The organism is Microbispora bryophytorum, assembly GCF_006874465.1.
Taxonomy (GTDB): domain Bacteria; phylum Actinomycetota; class Actinomycetes; order Streptosporangiales; family Streptosporangiaceae; genus Microbispora; species Microbispora bryophytorum.
On sequence record NZ_VIRL01000021.1, the window covers coordinates 1 to 16,801 of the forward strand.

14 protein-coding genes are annotated in these 16,801 nt (G+C 70.6%); 4 read left to right on the forward strand and 10 right to left on the reverse strand.

Annotation, left to right across the window (positions count from 1 at the left end):
- Together FLX07_RS29245 and FLX07_RS29250 are read right to left on the reverse strand one after the other, a co-directional pair.
- Positions 1–655: RICIN domain-containing protein (locus FLX07_RS29245; RefSeq protein WP_244311172.1), on the reverse strand; the 655-nt coding region annotated here is incomplete at its 3' end.
- Positions 656–1,450: 795 nt separating this feature from the next.
- Positions 1,451–2,095, reverse strand: a complete 645-nt coding sequence (locus FLX07_RS29250; protein ID WP_142574917.1) for a response regulator transcription factor — start codon at positions 2,093–2,095, stop codon at positions 1,451–1,453.
- Between the two features lie 560 nt (positions 2,096–2,655).
- Between FLX07_RS29250 and FLX07_RS36720 the strand changes: the two genes are divergently transcribed.
- Complete coding sequence (locus tag FLX07_RS36720) at positions 2,656–3,789, forward strand: hypothetical protein (RefSeq protein WP_167748433.1); 1,134 nt, start codon at positions 2,656–2,658, stop codon at positions 3,787–3,789.
- Positions 3,790–4,014: 225 nt separating this feature from the next.
- Positions 4,015–5,337: an MATE family efflux transporter gene (locus FLX07_RS29265; RefSeq protein WP_142574920.1), complete on the forward strand. Its 1,323-nt coding sequence runs from the start codon at positions 4,015–4,017 to the stop codon at positions 5,335–5,337.
- A 294-nt stretch (positions 5,338–5,631) separates the two neighbouring features.
- Here FLX07_RS29265 and FLX07_RS29270 read toward each other — a convergent pair whose 3' ends face one another.
- The 8 genes from FLX07_RS29270 to FLX07_RS29305 form a co-directional block, all read right to left on the reverse strand.
- Positions 5,632–5,973, reverse strand: coding sequence for a hypothetical protein (locus FLX07_RS29270; RefSeq protein ID WP_142574921.1), 342 nt, complete (start codon positions 5,971–5,973; stop codon positions 5,632–5,634).
- A gap of 217 nt (positions 5,974–6,190) precedes the next feature.
- The gene (locus FLX07_RS29275; RefSeq protein WP_142574922.1) at positions 6,191–7,711 is read right to left on the reverse strand and encodes an extracellular solute-binding protein; all 1,521 of its coding nucleotides are present in this window, start codon (positions 7,709–7,711) and stop codon (positions 6,191–6,193) included.
- On the reverse strand, positions 7,711–9,774 hold the full coding sequence (locus FLX07_RS29280; protein WP_142574923.1) for a hypothetical protein: 2,064 nt from the start codon (positions 9,772–9,774) through the stop codon (positions 7,711–7,713). The genes FLX07_RS29275 and FLX07_RS29280 overlap by 1 nt, the downstream gene beginning before the upstream one ends.
- Positions 9,775–10,041: 267 nt before the next feature.
- Complete coding sequence (locus FLX07_RS29285; RefSeq protein ID WP_142574924.1) at positions 10,042–10,959, reverse strand: TIGR03619 family F420-dependent LLM class oxidoreductase; 918 nt, start codon at positions 10,957–10,959, stop codon at positions 10,042–10,044.
- 408 nt (positions 10,960–11,367) lie between these two features.
- Positions 11,368–11,823 (reverse strand): Lsr2 dimerization domain-containing protein, encoded by a 456-nt coding sequence (locus FLX07_RS29290; RefSeq protein WP_229689937.1) that lies wholly within the window; start codon positions 11,821–11,823, stop codon positions 11,368–11,370.
- Between the two features lie 40 nt (positions 11,824–11,863).
- Positions 11,864–12,391: a hypothetical protein gene (locus tag FLX07_RS29295; RefSeq protein WP_142574926.1), complete on the reverse strand. Its 528-nt coding sequence runs from the start codon at positions 12,389–12,391 to the stop codon at positions 11,864–11,866.
- A 25-nt stretch (positions 12,392–12,416) separates the two neighbouring features.
- Positions 12,417–12,773, reverse strand: a complete 357-nt coding sequence (locus FLX07_RS29300) for a nuclear transport factor 2 family protein (RefSeq protein WP_142574927.1) — start codon at positions 12,771–12,773, stop codon at positions 12,417–12,419.
- Between the two features lie 27 nt (positions 12,774–12,800).
- Positions 12,801–14,753: a hypothetical protein gene (locus FLX07_RS29305; protein ID WP_142574928.1), complete on the reverse strand. Its 1,953-nt coding sequence runs from the start codon at positions 14,751–14,753 to the stop codon at positions 12,801–12,803.
- A gap of 113 nt (positions 14,754–14,866) precedes the next feature.
- On the opposite strand from FLX07_RS29305, the gene FLX07_RS29310 reads away from it, so the two are divergent.
- Both FLX07_RS29310 and FLX07_RS29315 read left to right on the forward strand, forming a co-directional pair.
- Entirely contained in the window at positions 14,867–15,622 is a 756-nt protein-coding gene (locus FLX07_RS29310) for a DNA-formamidopyrimidine glycosylase family protein (RefSeq protein WP_142574929.1), read from the forward strand.
- Between the two features lie 38 nt (positions 15,623–15,660).
- Complete coding sequence (locus FLX07_RS29315; protein WP_142574930.1) at positions 15,661–16,728, forward strand: spore photoproduct lyase family protein; 1,068 nt, start codon at positions 15,661–15,663, stop codon at positions 16,726–16,728.
- Positions 16,729–16,801: the final 73 nt, after the last annotated feature.

A 16,801-nucleotide genomic window follows, 5' to 3' on the forward strand; every position in this document is an offset into this window, starting at 1 on the left:
TGTCGTGCGTCGTCGCGTAGACGAGGTGCTTGCCGTTGTAGACGACGTTGGTGAAGTCCTTGAGCGAGGCCCAGCCCGACTTCGGGCTCGCCAGCGCGCCGGTCGAGCTCCAGCGGTACGACGACGGAAGGTTACACGTGCCGGTCGGCGTCGACGGGGACGGCGTCGCGGTCGGGCCGCCTCCGCCGGAGGTGGTCCACTTCTGGTTGGTCTGGCCGTGGCAGGCCCACAGCTGGACGACGCTCCCGTTGGCCGTGCCGTAGTTGCTCACGTCCAGGCACAGACCCGACTGCACGCCCGTGATCGTGCCGTCACTGTTCAGGCGCCACTTCTGGTTGTTCTGCCCGTTGCAGGACCAGATGACTACCTGGGTGCCGTTCGTGGTGCCCTGACCGTAGGCGTCGACGCACCGAGTGCCGTTGAACGTCCGCAGATCACCGGAGGAGGTGAACTCGAAGGCCTGGTTCGCCTGGCCGTTGCAGTCATAGATCTGCAGGCCGGTGCCCAGCGCGTCGGTGTTGCCCGTCACGTCCAGGCATCGGCCCGACTGCGCGCTGACCAGCGGCGCCGCCGCCGCCGACGCCGGCATCGCCCACACCACGGCGACCGCCAGCACCGTCGCCAGCGCCGTGGCCAGGACCGTCAAGAAGCGCACGCCGGCACTGACCGGCGAGCGACGCCGGCCGCTCGTCACACGAATGGGGGGTGAATCCATTGTTTCGTTCTCCTTGGGGGGGTGAAGGCGTGGCGACGCGGCCACACCGGGGGATAACCGCAGTGGTCTGAGAGGGCCGGCAGGGGCAGCCGGCCACCGGTGCGCATCACGCCGTCCACGAAGGCGGCAGCGTGGTTGCGCGGATCGTCGGCTGGATCACGGGGGGCCGCGAGCTCGAAGCTGTTAGCGCTAACATGCTGGCAAATCCGGGGCTCCTCTCCCTCGACTGCCTGGAGGTGGTGGCGCAACGGAGCGAATACGACCGGGCGAGGCCCGTCAGGAAAGCGCCCCCTCCCGATGCCGGCCACGCCCGGACGCCTCTGGGGTGGTGGCACGCGACTGCGGGCCGTCTCCGATCATGGAGACCCTCCTTCCCGGGGCCGAGGCGTGTTAGCGCTCACACATGTCCGCGGCGCGGGGTGTCGTGGCCGCGGGTATCGATTCCGGTGGTAATGGCGGAGCAAACTAGGAATCACCGGGTCGCGTCAAGAGGAAGATCGAGACCCGGGTGTGCGTCGCGCGCCCGGAACGCCACTCACCTGGCCTTCCCGGCCCGGCAGACAGCGCGTGCGCGACGCTTGTGATGAAAGTTTCAACTGAGCGCACGCCGACGCCGGCCGCCCCTTCGCCAGGCTTTCGGCCATCCCGCTTTCCCGGACGAGCCATCCCGCTTTCCCGGGCGAGCCCACCGCGCCGACGCCGAGCGGCGAACCGTGGCCGGCGTGCCGTGGCGGCTCAGGAGCCGAGGTAGCGCAGGACGGCCAGGACGCGGCGGCTGTAGCCGGTCGTGTGCGACAGCGCGAGCTTGTCGAACAGGGCGTTGACGTGCTTTTCCACCGCGCTCTGCGACACGTGCAGGGATTGGGCGATCGAGGCGTTGGTCAGGCCCTGGGCCATGAGCTCCAGAACCTGGCGCTCGCGGGCGGTGAGCCGGGCCAGCGGGTCGGCGTGGCTGGTGCGCGCGAGCAACTGACGCACCACCTCCGGGTCGAACGCCGTCCCGCCCGCGCCCACCCGCTCCAGCGCGTCCAGGAAGTCGCCGACCTGGGCCACGCGGTCCTTGAGCAGGTAGCCGACCCCGTCGATGCTGCCGCTCATCAGCTCGGTGGCGTACTTCTTCTCGACGTACTGCGACAGCACCAGCACCTTGACCTCCGGCCGGCGCCGCCGGAGCTCCAGCGCGGCGCGCAGGCCCTCGTCGGTGTGGGTGGGCGGCATCCGTACGTCGACCACGACCGCGTCGGGGCTGTCGCCGTCCACCGCCTCCAGAAGCGCGTCGGCGTCGCCCACCGCGGCCAGGACGTCGTGGCCTTCCTCCTTGAGCAGCCGCACCAGGCCCTCGCGCAACAGGGCCGAGTCCTCGGCCAGCATCACGCGCACGGCGGCCCCACCTCGATCGCGGCCGGCCCGTCACCGGCGGCAGCGGCTCCGCCCATGCCGTCATCCTCCACTCGCACGTACCCATGCTGCCTTCTCGCGGTGCCGAGCCGCCATGAGGCATGCGGCCGTTCGGGGGTGCGGGAAACCACACCCCGCCCGGCCCGAAGAACACCTTCACCCACAGCCGGCAACTCGTCATGCGCCGTCATGCGGCCATGGTGCGGGCATGGTTGCGGGCATGGTGCGGGCAGCCGGCGCGAAGCGACAGCACGCACGCGTCGGTCGTGCCACCTGTCGCGTGACCGTCCCAGATGACGTCCGAATCTCAAATCGGTTCATCCCCTGCGACCTGCCGAAACCACACGAGCCGCCTCAGCACCGCAAATTCGCCCGCATGGACTCGGTGGATATGGGAAAGGTCTCCACAATCCCTCGGAAGTGACACAGTTTGGCAACAAATTGACCGATCACTTCAGTCGGGTATCGGGGCAGAGCGCTCCGGTACGACCGCCGCCGCCCCGTTCGGCGGAGACCATCGAATCGATCGATACGGAGGAACGGTGAAGCCGACCAACCCCCACCGCCTGGAGAAAGGACGGTCGTCCGGACCGGGCGGGCCGAGCCGGCGCATCTCCCAACCCATGATCCTCGCGACCGCGTTCGCGCTGACGGCGTCCGTCGGCGCCGGAGCGACGGCGGCATCCGCCGCCACCCCCGTCACCCCACCGGCCGAGACGTCGGATCCTGTCGTGACGGCCACCGTGACGATCACGCCGACGGCCACCCCGGCGGAGACCGCCACCGACACCCCCACGGCGACGCCGACCCCCGAGGTGCCCCTGGTGGGCCCGTTCCTCGGCGCGCTGCACGGCGAGGTGATCGTGCCGGCCAAGGACGGATGCGGCACCGTCACGGTGTTCACCCAGACCGGGCAGGTCGTCGCCGCGGCCGATGACTCGATCACTGTACGCAGCCAGGACGGCTTCGAGCGGTCGTACGCGATCGGTGACTCCACACGGGTGCTCACCGCCCGCCGGGGCGGCGAGATCCGGCAGGACGCCTGGATCTCGGTGATCGCGGCCGCCCAGCCCGGCACGCCGGCCCCCACCCCGCCGAGCCCGGCTCCGGTTCCGTCCGCCCCGCCACCGCCGCCGACGACGCCGACGGCCCCCGAAACCACGCCGACAGCTCCCGAAACCACACCTACGACTCCAGAAACCACACCCACGGCTCCCGAGCCCACGCCGTCGCTCTCGCAGGGCGCGCCGGCTCCCTCCGAGGGCACGCCGACACCTGCGGAAAGCGCCCCGGCGCCGCTTCCGAGTGAGACCGCGCCGCTTCCCGCCGCTCCCCCTGGCCAGGCGAGCTCCACTCCCCCGCAGACCGAGGAGACGACGCCCGCCGCCCCTCAGGGGGAGACGGCGGCGGCCGCCTACGTCTTCGACCTCTCGCGGCCGAGCAAGCGGCTGTGGTACCTCAGCAAGAACTCTCCGTACTCGCTGAAGTGGCACTCGGGGAAGCCCGCCTGGCGCGCCCCTGAGCCCTGTCCGACGCCGACGGTCGTCCCCACGGAACCGCCGGCCCCGACACCGGACCCGGCCACGCCGCCCACGGAGACCGCGACTCCCACCGAGACCGCGACTCCCACCGAGCCCACGCCCACGGACACGCCGACCCCGAATCCCACGTCCTGACCTACCGTGAGACCGGCCCTCGCCTCCCCGGCGGGGGCCGGCGCCATGAAGGCATGCAGGTCGGCCCCGCCCGCTGGCCGCGACCGCGACCGCGACCGCGACCGCGAGAAGCTTGTTGCGAATAAGTCGCAATAGCAAGATGATTGCGTTTCTCCGCGCCCGGTGCCGCGGCGAGCGACACGGCTCACCGCGACGTCCGGCCGGTCGGCCTTCCTGGAGGAACGCATGGGTGAGCACGTGGGTGAGCACGTGGGCCGGGCCCCGCTGCGTCAGATACTCGCGCTCGCCGTGCCCGCGCTCGGGGTCCTGGCCGCCGAGCCGCTCTACCTGCTCGTCAACACGGCCGTGGTCGGCCATCTCGGCGCGGTGCCGCTCGCGGGGCTGTCGGCCGGCGGGATCGTGCTGGCACAGATCGCCTCGCAGATGACGTTCCTGTCCTTCGGCACGACCGCCCGCGCGGCCCGGCTGCACGGCGCCGGCCGCCGTGCCGATGCCGTGGCCGAGGGGGTGCAGGCGACCTGGCTCGCCGCGGTCGCCGGGCTGGTGATCACCGTGGCGGGACAGCTGCTCGCCGCGCCGGTCGCCGGTCTGCTCACCGGTGACGGCCGGGTCGCCGGCGCCGCGGTGAGCTGGCTCAGGATCGCCCTGCTCGGCGCTCCGCTGATCCTGGTCACCATGGCCGGGAACGGCTGGATGCGCGGCGTGCAGGACATGCGGCGCCCGCTGCGCTACGTGCTCGCGGGCAACGTGATCTCCACCGCGCTGTGCCCGGCTCTGGTGTACGGACTCGGCTGGGGGATCGACGGCTCGGCGGTCGCCAACGTGGCCGGACAGTTGATCTCCGCGAGCCTGTTCGTGCGGGCGCTGCGGGCCGAGGGCGTGCCGCTCGCTCCGGTTCCGGCCGCGATGCGCGCCCAGCTCGGCCTGGCGCGCGACCTGGTGCTGCTCGGCCTGGCCTTCCAGGCGTGCTGGGTGTCGGCGACCGCGGTCGCCGCCCACACCTCCGCCGCGGCGGCCGGCGCCCACCAGGTGGTGTTCCAGCTGTGGATGTTCCTGGCCTTCGTCCTCGACGCGCTGGCCATCGCCGCCCAGGCGCTGGTCGGGGCCGCGCTCGGCGCGAACGACGCGGAACGGGCACGCCGCCTGGCCTGGCAGGTGACCGGCTGCGGGCTGGTCTTCGGGAGCCTGCTCGGCGTGGTGTTCGCGGCGTTGGCCGGTTCCCTCCCCCACGTGTTCACCACCGACGCGACGGTGCTGGCTGAGATGCCCGGCGCATGGTGGTTCTTCGTCGTCCTGCAGCCGATCGGCGGTGTCGTGTTCACGTTGGACGGAGTGCTGCTCGGCGCCGGGGACGCGGCATACCTGCGCACCGCGACGGCGAGCGGGGCGGTGCTGGGGTTCCTGCCGGTGGTGTGGGCCTCGCTGCGGTTCGGCTGGGGGCTGGTGGGGATCTGGTCGGGGCTGTCGGCCTTCCTGCTGATTCGAATGGTCACCGTGCTGGCCAGGCTGCGGTCCGGCCGGTGGGCGGTGCTCGGCTCCGTACGGTGATCCGGGCCCGAATCCCGGCGTCTAACTCGGGAGGCGCCCGGCCGCGATCGGCGCCGTGTTCGGGGAGAAGCCTGGGCTCCGGCGGTTGAGTCGCCGGAGCCCTTGTCCCTGTTCTGCGGAATGAACGCTTCCGAGCTCGATAGTGCTCATCGGCGCGTTCATGTGCGAACCCTCGCCCTTCGGAGCATCTCTCACATCAGCCGACGCCACGGTGCTCATGAGGCAGTCACCCGGGCCTTACAGCCGTTCGCCCCGAAGCACGCGGTTCGTTCCGCAGGCCGTCTGACCGGCTTTCTATTCGTCAACCATCCCGGGGAGCATGTTGGAGCAGTGGCCCGCGACGCAGACATCCCAGAGGATGTCGTCGAGGTCCGAGCTGGAGCAGCTGTTCCGGGAGCAGTCGTTCTGGAAGCACCCGTTCCCGAAGCCCCCGTTGCCGAAGCACCCGTTCTGGAGGCCGGTGTTTTCGAAGGTGTTGTTGAACCCGTTGTCGATCCCCGTGCTACACGGGTTGGTACAACCCCAGCCGGTTGGGACGGTCGACGCGCTCGCGGCTGTGGCGCCCAGGGCGAGGGCACCACCGCCGAGCGCGGTGGAAAGTGCGAGTCCGGCGATGACCTTCTTGAGCTTGGGCATTTCGTCCCCCTCTAAAGGATCAACTGCCTAATATGTGCACCATTCCTCAATAATGGGGAATGGCGCTTAATGACCGTTAAGTGGTCATTGCCCCGCGACGTCATTGTTTCCCGACAGAACGGGCGATAAACGGCGATCTACGCTGTTTAATGACCATTGTCACAACAACAGCCCTCGCTGCGCACTTATGTCGCCTTTATCCCGAAATGTCCGATTTCTAGCCTGCCTGCGCGGGTGGGCGGCAGGGGTCGTCCGACCGCAGCCTGCCGTCGAGAGCGTCCCTGAGCGCGTCGGAGAAGTGGCGGAAGTCGGGAGCCGCGCCGGACGTGGTCGTCGCCACGGGAAGCAAACATGATCGGAAGACCTGACTGAACGTGGCGTAGTAGGCGGACATGGGACGCGGCCTCGCGTGGTCCACCGCCTGGTGCACCTCGCGGGCGAACCTCGCGAGTTGCCCGCCCGTGATCTCGGTGTCCCGCTCGGCCGGGCGGGCCGCGCCGTCCGCGCCCTCGGACGCGAGCTCTCCGCACGTTCGCGCGGTCCCCGACCTCTCGTACCGCTCATACAGGGCCGCGACCACCGGCGGATAGCCGGCGCAGGCGAACAATCTCTCCTGGACGTCCTCCGAGACCAGGTAGTAGATGAGATCCCTGGCCTCCTCCTTGTGCGGCGAGTCCTTGGCGATGGCGAGGTCGACGCCTCCCAGCACCCCGGTCCCCGGGAACGAGAGCACCTGGAACCTCAGGGTCCCGTCGTCGTCGCGCATCAGCGGGTCGGCGGCCAGCCGGTTGAAGGCGAACGGCCAGTTGCGCATGTAGCCCACGCGGCCCGTGCGGAAGGCCTGGAGGCTGCTCTCCTCCCGTAACACGCTCTCGTCCCGCAGCGTGCGCGTGCCGTCCTTGACCGTGAACAGGGCATCGCGCCAGGCACCGAGGGCGTCCATCACCTTCTTGCCGTTGCCGTCCTCGTCGAGGACGACGTCTCCCCCGTCGTCGACGACCACGGGGCCGTCTTGGGCCTTCTGGTCCTCGGCCTTCTGGCTCTGGGCCGAGAGGATCGCTTCGAGCAGGTTGACGGTGCCGCCCTCGTAGTCGTCGAACTGCGCCGCGTAGCCGTGCTCCTTGGCCAGTTCGAGGAACCTCTTCGTGTCCTGCGGCGGCGGAGCCGGTACGTCGGTTCGCCGGTACAGGAGCGGAGCGTCGGCGGCGAACGGCACCGCGAACCGCTCTCCATCGACCTGCCCGGTCCCCAGGGACTGCCGCAGGAAGTAGCGCTCCGGGATGCCGCCCAGCTTCTCGGGGTCCAGCTCGAACTTCTCCAGATAGTTGGTCCTGGCGAACTCCGTGATGTAGGCGACGTCCAGGAGGAGCACGTCATAGGCGCATCGCTTCGACTGCGCCGCGGCGGCCAGTTCGGAACGCTGCTCGTCGGAGGACTCGGAGATCTCGACCAGCGTCGCCTTCAGCGGCTTCTTCTTCAGTTTGCGCTGCTCGTCGTTCCACTCCTTGATCACGTCGTGGCGTACGCCGCCGGCGCCGATCTCCGCCCCTGTCCCTATGACGAGGTCGTCCGGGCGACCGGGGCAGGCGTCGGGCGAGGACGACGCCCCGGAGTGCTGGCTCACCGCGATCACGAACACCGCACCCGCCAGGAAGCAGGCCGCGGCGAGCCTGAGGTGGAACCTCGTGAAGCGTTCGTACCAGCGGTTCCAGAACGCTCCGAGGGATCCCCCCGCCATCACGACCACTCCCTGAACTGGAAGATCATCCGTCCGAGCGCTCCCGCGACATCCGTACCGGCCGCGTCGTCGCACACGACGTGCTTGGCGACCGGCTCCGAGGACCCGGGCGGCTCGCCGGACGGCGACGCGGACACCGATGGCCGCACCGCACGTGGGGTCTCAAGACCGTCCGGGCACTTTCCCCCGAAGGTGAGGATGTAGAGGTTCGATACGTCCGCGGCCGCTTCCAGAGCGCGCCTGATGGACCGCCCGGCGTCCCCATGGTCGGGTTCGTCGTTGAAGGGGCCCCCGTCGGTGATGACGGCGAGCGAGTTCGCCGGGCGGCTCAATCCGCCGATCAGTGTCGAGATCGGCTCGTCGAATCCCGACTGCGTGTCGTCCGCGATCCATTGAAGGATCTCGCCGTACCCCCTCGGGCCTTGTCCACCGCCCGCGTCGCCCTCCCGCGCCATGGGCGCCTTCGCGCTCCCGCGGTCGTCGGCGAAGAACTTGCCCGCCGAGACCTGGTCGGTGTCGGTGAGGATCTGCCTGACCTCGGCCAGGGCGTCGTGCAGAGCGGAGGCGGACGCGGTGGGAGACCGTGCCATGGATCCCGATCCGTCGATCATCATCTGGAGATCCACCCGGTGACCCGGCCTGGCGGCGTCCGCGGATATCCGGGCCGGCGACGACGGCTGTGGTCCCTCCCCGGCGGGCTCGAACAGCTTGTTGTGCGCGAGCCACGTGGCGAAGGCGTCCAGCGCCTCCCGGCGGGCCGGATCCTCCGACCAGTCGATCTCCACGAACGGATAGTCGAGCGTGGGCAGGTCCACGGAGGAGACCGCGGTCAGCGCCGCTCTTCCCGCGAGTGGATTGTGCGCGCACCCCTCGATGCCCATGTCGCTGCCGCGGTTGTACTCATCGGCGCTGTGCGACGGAACCAACGCCACCAGCCTCGCCCAGTCCTCATCAGTCCAGTCCTCGTCAGCCCGGCTTTCATCCGCTCCCTCCCCGTCCGCCGCCTCCTGGCCGGCGCCTCTCAGATGGCACAGCAAGGCGTTGGCGCTGTTGTCGAAGGTCGCACGCAGTGCGGTGTCGCCGGACCGAGGCTCGGCCCGGCTCAGGGTCGTGGCCACGATCGCGCCGGACGTGGAGAACGCGGGCTGCGGGTAGACGAGCGACATGTCCTTGCTCCGGGCCCGCTCCACGATCCCGGCAAGCGGGTAACCCGCGCTCTCCAGCTCGCTGGTGAGGAGATCGTTCTTCGCCGCGCCGAACACCGCGATCGACATGTGGTCCGTCCCCACCTGTTCGTTCCTCTTGCGCAGGAGGGAATTCAGGCTGCCCGCCTTCTCCGGCACGCCCCCGTTTCCCGTCTTCTCACCGCCCTTCTCCGACACATCCTGAACGACGAGGTCGAACTCGGCGGAACCGGTGGGAATCCATGCGTCGGGCGTCAGGCCGAGCATCCGGCGATAGGGCTCGTCGTTTTGCAGCGCGTCGTCCCGGAGCCACTCATTACGGAAGCCGTAGCGCATTTCCTCGATCGTCGGCGCGACGCCGACCGCTATCCGAACCGGTGCGCAGCCGTCTGTCCGCTGCTCCTTCGTATAAGCCTCGGCCCTTTCCCGCAGCGCCGTCACGTTCTCGAGAGCGGTGATGACACGCAACTCTCGCGGGGGCTCGCACGCGCCGGGCGGGGCGACCACCCTGAAGACCACCAACCCCACCAGGCCGGTGAACGCCCCCAGGCACGCGGCGATGTAGCCGACCGCGAGGGGCACCAGCATCCGGCCCGCCCAGCTGCGAAGTCCCTGGGGCCACTGGATCCGGCGTAAAGGCCACAGGACCACTGCGGCGACGGCCGCCGCCCATCGGCCGGACGTCCTGACCTTGCCCCGCCACAACGGGTAGCAGCAGATGCTCACGAGCGCCCCGACGGACACGGGAACGGTGATGAGCGGAGTGACCGGCGCCTGCTCGATGAGACTCTGCAGCCTGTTGGAGAAGGGCGTCGCCACCGCTGTCACCACCAGCGTCGCCACGGAGGTGACCGCCGCGGTCAGTGCCGTGGTGACCAATCCGGATCGGCTGTTGGAGTGCTCCTCCTGTTTGTTTCGGCTTTTTCCGCGTATATCCGGATTTTCTCCTGAAGATCGATCCGGACTTTCTCCTGGTGAGGGCACGGGGGCGGACATGAGGAAGAGCCTGTTCGACGGGCTGGCTGATCCGGCCGACGCCGGACCACGAAAGATCGCCCCCTATTGTGCGCGGCGCTGTCAGGAAATGTAACCCCTTTCTTACAAACAGCCACCGGACTGCCGCTCAGCGTTGCGCGAAGCGCGCTCTCAGCCCGCCCGCAGCATGGTGACGAGCGCGTGCGCGACGTCGAGGAACTGCTCACGCGAAGAGCTCGCCGTCTGCAGGTCGACGAACGCCTCGTGGGCCCCGGCCGCGGCGAGGGTCAGCAGATAGTCGGCGACCTGCCGTACGGTTCCCGCGTGCGGCACCTGGTCGGCGGGCGCCGGCGAGTCGGTGATCTCCGGATTGACCCGCACCACCATGCGCAGAGCGGACGGGTCCCGGCCCGCGCGGGACGCGGCCTCCAGCGCCAGGTCCCACAGGGAGGTCAGGTAGGCCATCGGCATGGCCGCGCTCAGCCAGCCGTCGGCCCGCCGGCCGACTCGCTCCAGCGCCGGAGGCGTGTAACCGGCGAGCAGGATCGGAGGGCGCGGCCGCTGGCAGGGCTTCAGGTCGATGTGCGACGGCGGCACCGTCCACAGCGCGCCCTTGTGCTCGACCACGTCACCGGTCCAGGCGGCCTCCATCACGTCGAGCGTCTCCTCCAGCCGGTCGCCCCTCCCCCGCCACGGCACCCCGGTCGCGGTGTACTCGTCACGAAGCCAGCCGAGACCGATGCCGACATCCAGCCGTCCGTGACTGAGCAGGTCGAGCGAGGTCAGCGTGCGGGCGAGCAGGACGGGCGGCTGCCACAGCGCGTTGAGCGTGCTGGTCCCCAGCCGGATCTCGCGCGTGCTGACGGCGGCCAGCGTCAGTGCGGTGAGCGGGTCGAAGAAGGTCCCGAAGGCCGGGGGGACCGTTCCGTCCCCTCCGGGGTACGGATCGCTGGGCGTGAGCGGCAGCAGGATGCGGTCGCCCGCCCACAGGCTGTCGTAGCCCATGGATTCGAGATCCGTGCTCGCCTGCCGGATGAACTCCGGGTCGGCGAACGCGCCGTACTGGGGGACCGTGTATCCGAGCCGCATGAGTGTTTCCTTCGCTGTGCCCCGATTGCAGATCGCCCTGATCGGGCGTCGGCGGAGACGCTAGGAAAGCCCGCTTACGGAAAACTTGGACAGGCCGAGATTCAGGGCCCAAGAGCGTCCCAAGGCTGGAGTTGCCTGTGGACGGTGGTCGAAACCGGCAGCACGAAGGTTCCTGCGCGCCACTCCTCGGCTGCGGCGCAGGTGAGGGCAGCGGCGCGTGAGCGGTCGCCCGGCCCGGCTGCCTGTCACAGCGGCCGGGCCGGGCGACACCCGATCCGGACCGAAAGTGCCGGCTCCGGAGCGTCCGCTCCGGAACGCCGGCGTCAGAGGCAGCGCTCAAAGGCAGCGTTCAGAGATATCCGCTCAGAGACGTCCGCTCAGAGACAGCCGCCCGCTCCGGGTGACGGCTCAGGCGGGGACGGCCGCCTCCACGCGCGGGGCGGCCGCCCCCGCGGATGCCTCTGCGTGGTCGGCGGCGGACTCACCGGTGGAGTCCTCGGCGGCGGCGTCGGGGCCGGCATCGGGGCTGGCATCGGGGTGCGCCGCGATGAACTGCTCGACGACCTCGTCGGACATCTTCCCGCGCGCGGGCACGTCCAGCCCCTGCTCGCGGGCCCATTCGCGCACGTCCGTCTGGGTGTAGCCGCGCAGCCGCGGGGAGGCGTCCGCGGCCTTCTTGGCCCGCGACGCCTGCTTCACCTCGCGGGCGTTCTCCAGCACTTCGTCGATGAACGCGAGAGCCTCGCTCAGCCGCTGCTGGTTCGCGTCGGACAGGTCGATGGAGAAGGTCCGGTTCAGCAGCGGGAACTCCCGTCTCGCCACATCGTCGCCCTCGGAATGGTCGAGGTCGTCAACCAGTATCACCTTCTGCGCCACGTGCAGCCCTTCCAGGGTGGATCTCCGTCTATCTGGACCGTGGCATCTTACTGGTGCTTCCGTTGCCGGTCCGCCTTCCCGGGCTCCTCGACCCGAGCGCGAACGCCACGGCGGCGACGCCGTACGCGATGGTCGTGAGCAGGGCGGGCAGGAGTCTCCCGGGAGACGAGTAGTCGGGCTGGCTGCCCGCGCTGATGTCCGCCACGATCACCGAACGCGGGAACTCGTCGATCGCGACCACCAGGTTGACGACCACTAAGACGCCGAGCAGCGCCACGACACCCCACCTCGCCTTCCGCAGATGCCGGTGGAAGACGGCCGCCACCAGGACGAGCATCGTCAGCCACCACGCGATCATGATGTCCAGGCCGAAGAACCGGCGCGCGGCGACCCCGATGAAGAGCCCCAGGAAGGAGAGGAGCGGCTGGTAACCGAGGAAGCCGCCCGGCCCCCCGATCGGGAGACCCATGGGCGCCGCCGCGGCGAGCACCGCCAGGACCAGCCACGGCCATACGCGGCGCGCACTCACCTCGGGCAGCGGATCCCGCTCGGACACCGCCGAAGTATCGCAGGAAACGGACTCATTCAGGGCCGTGCGTGCCCCACCCGGAGACGATCAGGTCGTCCTCGAAGACCAGCACCTCGTTGGCGAGCGCCCCCGTCTGCCTCCGGAAGTTGACGACGACACAGTCGACGCCCGCGTAGACGCCGACGACCTCGAACCGCAGATCGGGGTTGCGCCGCAGCCCCTCGGCCCAGTAGGCCCGCAGGGCGTCCTTGCCGCGGATCGTGCCGTTCGATCCCTCGACGAGCCGCGCCGCGATCGGGGAACGGAACACCACGTGGTCGGCGTAGTGCCGCATGATGCGGTCGAGGTCGTGGGCGTTCCACTCGGCCACCCAGGTCTCGGCGAACGCGTGTGCCCGGTCAAGATCCATGACCTCATCCAAGCACGCCGTGACGCTTCACCGCCTGCGCCTCCGTCCGCCGGTGCGGCCCCGGGCGCCGGGGCGCGGGCCGGGCACGAACCTGAGCGGATGGGACCGCGCGCGCATGGTGTCGAGGACCAGCCTGCGCAGCTCCTCCATGCTCTCCTGTGCGGGGTGGCCGGAGGCGGCCATCGCCTCGACGAGGGCGAGCGCGCTCGGCCCCGCCATGGCGCGCAACTGCTCCAGCACCTTCTCCGGGCCGGCCAGCTCCAGCAGGCCGAGCACGCCCTCCGTCGTCACCAGCAGGTTCTCGTCGGCGCCGAGATGGCCGTGGCCCGGATCCCCGCCGTCGGCGAGCTCCATCAGGACGATGGGGCCCAGCACCGGATCCGTACGCAGGCCGGGCAGCATCAACCGCAGGCCCGGATGGATCCTGGTCAGGAGGGAGAGCATGGCGGCCGCCCGGGTGCGGAAGGAACAGGCGCGGACCGCGTCCAGCAGCGGCCCCGGGTCGCCTCCGTGCGCCGCGAGCCAGCCGTCCAGCTCCCGTGCGGCGGCGTCCGTCGGGTAGTGCTCCACGAGCACTCCCAGCAGCTCGGCCGCCGAGGCGTCCGCGAGCTCGCCGATCAGCGGGGCGTCCCGGCCCTCGGCCAGCATCCGCTCGCGCGCCGCCCTCGCGCCGAGTGGCGTCAGCCGTACGAGGAGGCCCGGCTCGGCGAGACGCCGCAGCAGCCGGGCCCGCGCCTCGGCGGGCAGCGTGGGCGCGGCGCCGGCGGTGGGATCGTCGTCTGGGAGCTCGCCGGCGAGGTCGCCAACGAGGTCGCTGGAGTAAAGCGCGTCGGCCACGCCGTGGCTCAGCTCCACAGCGCCGAGCTCGGCCAGCACCTCGAACGCCCGCGTCAGCTCCCGCGCGAGCCGGTCGCGCCAGGTCTCCTCCGGCACGCGGCCGGACGGCACGTGGTCCTGGTAGACCAGCCAGACCGTCTCCTCCAGCCGGGCCGTCGGCATCGGGCTCGCCATGCCGTACATGCTGTAGAGCACGTCGGGCATCAGCTCGTCGAAGACCGACCACAGCAGCGACGACGACGACGGTATATCGCGGCCCAGCTCGAAGTACGCCTCGAACGCCCGCGACCACAGTTTCTCGGGATCGTGCAGGAGCGGCGCGGCCTTGGCGACGCGGAGCAGCCGGCCCTTGGACGCGCGGACGATCCGGGCGTGCTTCGCCCATGCGAGCAGGAGACCGACATCGGGCAGGTCCTCGGCGCCGCGCGCCTCCGGATCCCGCTCACCGGTGCCGAGTAGTTCGGCCAGTTGCCGGGCATCGGCAAGACGAAGGTGACCGGCCTCGGTGAGCGGCTTCCCCTCGGTGCCCACCCAGTCGGCGAGGGTCGCGAGCCGCCGTACGACGTCGCTGCGCGCCGCCGCCTCGGCGAGTTCGCCTGCCGGCGGCAGGGTCAGCGGGGGCTGCGGGAAGGCCCGCTGCCCGTCGAGGTGCGGACGGGCGAACTGCGCCTCGGCCACCCTGTCGAGTTCCGCCCTGTCGAGTGCCGCCCTGTCGAGTGCCGCCGGAGCGGACGCGGCGACGTCCTTCACCGCCTGTTCCAGCTCGGCCAGGGTGGCGCCACGCGGGTCGCGCAGCCCCTTCGCGGCGATGTACCGCAGCAGCGTCAGCAGGCTGTCCGGTGCGGTGTTCGGCACGGCGTTAGACGCTGTGCCCGCCGCCATGTTAGGCGCGGTGCCCGGCGGCTTCCGGCGAGCGGTGGCGTGGCGCGGGATCCACTCCAGCAGAAACCTCCGGACCTGCGCCTCGTCCCAGTAGGCCAGCCGGCCGTCCACGCTGTGGTGGCGGAAGTCCAGGGCCGCCCCCAGCACCGGCGGCTCGGCGGCCATGCCGCGCTCCGCCGCCCAGACGAGGCAGCGGCGGACCAGCAGGTCCTTGGCCGCCTCGAACTCCTCGGCCTCATGCGGCTCGAACCAGGTGCGCATCGGACCTCCTCATCCACGACCATTCAGCGGAGGGTATCCGTACGGATACCGACAGCACCGGAAAACGGCCCGGCTCCGGTGGTGACTCCACACGGCGCGGGTAGGACGAGGGCATGCCGGAGGGGCATCTGGTCCATCGCTACGCGGACGAGCAGCACGAGGCGCTCGCCGGGCGCGTGGTCAGGGCCACGAGCCCGCAGGGCAGGTTCGACGCGCGGCCGTACGACGGCAGGGTCGTCGAGGGCGTGGAGGCACTCGGCAAGCACCTGCTCTACCGGGTGGAGGACGCAACGCCCATCCACGTGCACCTCGGCATGCAGGGCCTCTTCCTGCGGTACGACGACCCGGCGGCCGAACCACGCAGGGGCACCCGGCTGCGGCTGGCGACCGGCGAGGCGGCGTTCGACCTGATCGCGCCCGCCCGCTGCGAGCCGATGGACGAGCAGGCACTGGCGGCGCTGCGGGCCGCGACCGGCCCCGACCCCCTGCGAAACGACACCGACAGGGCCGAAGCCGTGCGACGCCTGCTCGCCGCCCGCACCGCGGTCGGCGCGGCCGTGCTCGACCAGAGCGTGTGGTCGGGGGTCGGCAACGCCTGGCGGGCGGAACTGCTCTTCCTCACCGGTCTCGACCCCGGCGCCCGCGACATCGGCGCCGAGGCCGCCGGGCGGCTGTGGGACGCGGCGGTGCGCTACCTCGCGCTGGGCCGGGACGCCGGACAGGTGGTCAGCGACCCGGACGCGCCGGACGAGCGATGGGTCTACAAACGTGCGCGCTGCCGCCGCTGCGCAGCCGTCGTGCGGACCTGGACCCTGGCCTCCAGGACGGCGTACGCGTGCCCGGCCGACCAGCACCTGCATGCCCTCTGACCTGGGAAGTCACGCCTTCATCGAGGTGTTATACCTAGGTGAACGAAGGCCGGAGACTGCTGGACATCCGCCGCATCTACGTCGAGCCCGCCGCGGCCGAGCTGCCGCGCGGCAGGGAGATCCTCGATCGGTTCCCCGGGGCCGAGCGAATCGAGATCGAGGCCCACCACCGCATTCCCGAGCTGTACGGGGACGAGGCGAACGTGGCCCGCTGGGTCAGAATCAAGACCGAGGCGCTGGTCCTCGGCGTCAAGAAGTCGCTCACCGCGCGGCCGAACGGCCGGTCGAGCGACTTCATCGCGCCCTCGACCGCCAACGGCTGCGCGATGGCCTGCGCCTACTGCTACGTGCCGCGCCGCAAGGGCTACAGCAACCCGATCACGGTGTTCGCCAACATAGACAAGATCACGGGTTATCTCGCCAGGCACGCCGGGCGGCAGGGGGTCAAGCCCGTGCCCGACCAGGTGGACCCGCACGCCTGGGTCTACGACATCGGTGAGAACTCCGACTGCTCGGTGGACGCGACCGTCTCCGACAACGTACGCGACCTGGTCGGCCTCTTCCGCGGCCTGCCGAACGCAAAGGCGAGCTTCGCCACCAAGTACGTCAACCGCGATCTGCTCGGCTGGGACCCGCAGGGCCGTACGCGCGTACGCTTCAGCCTGATGCCGGCCGCCGACGCCAAGCTGCTGGACATCCGCACCTCGCCTGTCGCCGACCGGATCGCGGCCATCGGCGACTTCGTCGAGGCGGGATACGAGGTGCACGTCAACTTCAGCCCGGTGGTCGTCCGCGACGGCTGGCTGGAGGACTGGGCGGAGCTGCTCGGGCAGCTCGACGACGCGCTGAGCCCCGCGGCCCGCGCCCAGCTCGCCGCCGAGGTCATCTTCCTCACGCACAACGACCGGCTGCACGAGGTCAACCTCGGCTGGCATCCCAAGGCCGAGGAGGTGCTGTGGCGTCCCGACCTCCAGCAGCCGAAACGCTCGCAGACGGGCGGCTGGAACGTCCGCTACAAGACCGGCCACAAGGGCCGCTACGTCACCGCGCTCACCGACCTGATCGCCGAGCAGATCCCGTACTGCCGGGTCCGCTACGCCTTCTGACCGCCGTCCGGCCACGCGAGAGCGCGTACGGCGAGCCTGCACGCGCCGGTGCCGAGGGCGCGGGCCGCGGTCG

What these genes read in the sequence shown, in the direction of transcription:
- FLX07_RS29285 (WP_142574924.1), bottom strand. Translation starts at nt 10,959, where the DNA reads ATGCGGCTCGGATACACGGTCCCCCAGTACGGCGCGTTCGCCGACCCG.
- FLX07_RS29305 (WP_142574928.1), bottom strand. Translation starts at nt 14,753, where the DNA reads ATGCGCACCTGGTTCGAGCCGCATGAGGCCGAGGAGTTCGAGGCGGCC.
- FLX07_RS29310 (WP_142574929.1), top strand. Translation starts at nt 14,867, where the DNA reads ATGCCGGAGGGGCATCTGGTCCATCGCTACGCGGACGAGCAGCACGAG.
- FLX07_RS29265 (WP_142574920.1), top strand. Translation starts at nt 4,015, where the DNA reads ATGGGTGAGCACGTGGGTGAGCACGTGGGCCGGGCCCCGCTGCGTCAG.
- FLX07_RS29270 (WP_142574921.1), bottom strand. Translation starts at nt 5,973, where the DNA reads ATGCCCAAGCTCAAGAAGGTCATCGCCGGACTCGCACTTTCCACCGCG.
- FLX07_RS29300 (WP_142574927.1), bottom strand. Translation starts at nt 12,773, where the DNA reads ATGGATCTTGACCGGGCACACGCGTTCGCCGAGACCTGGGTGGCCGAG.
- FLX07_RS29275 (WP_142574922.1), bottom strand. Translation starts at nt 7,711, where the DNA reads ATGGCGGGGGGATCCCTCGGAGCGTTCTGGAACCGCTGGTACGAACGC.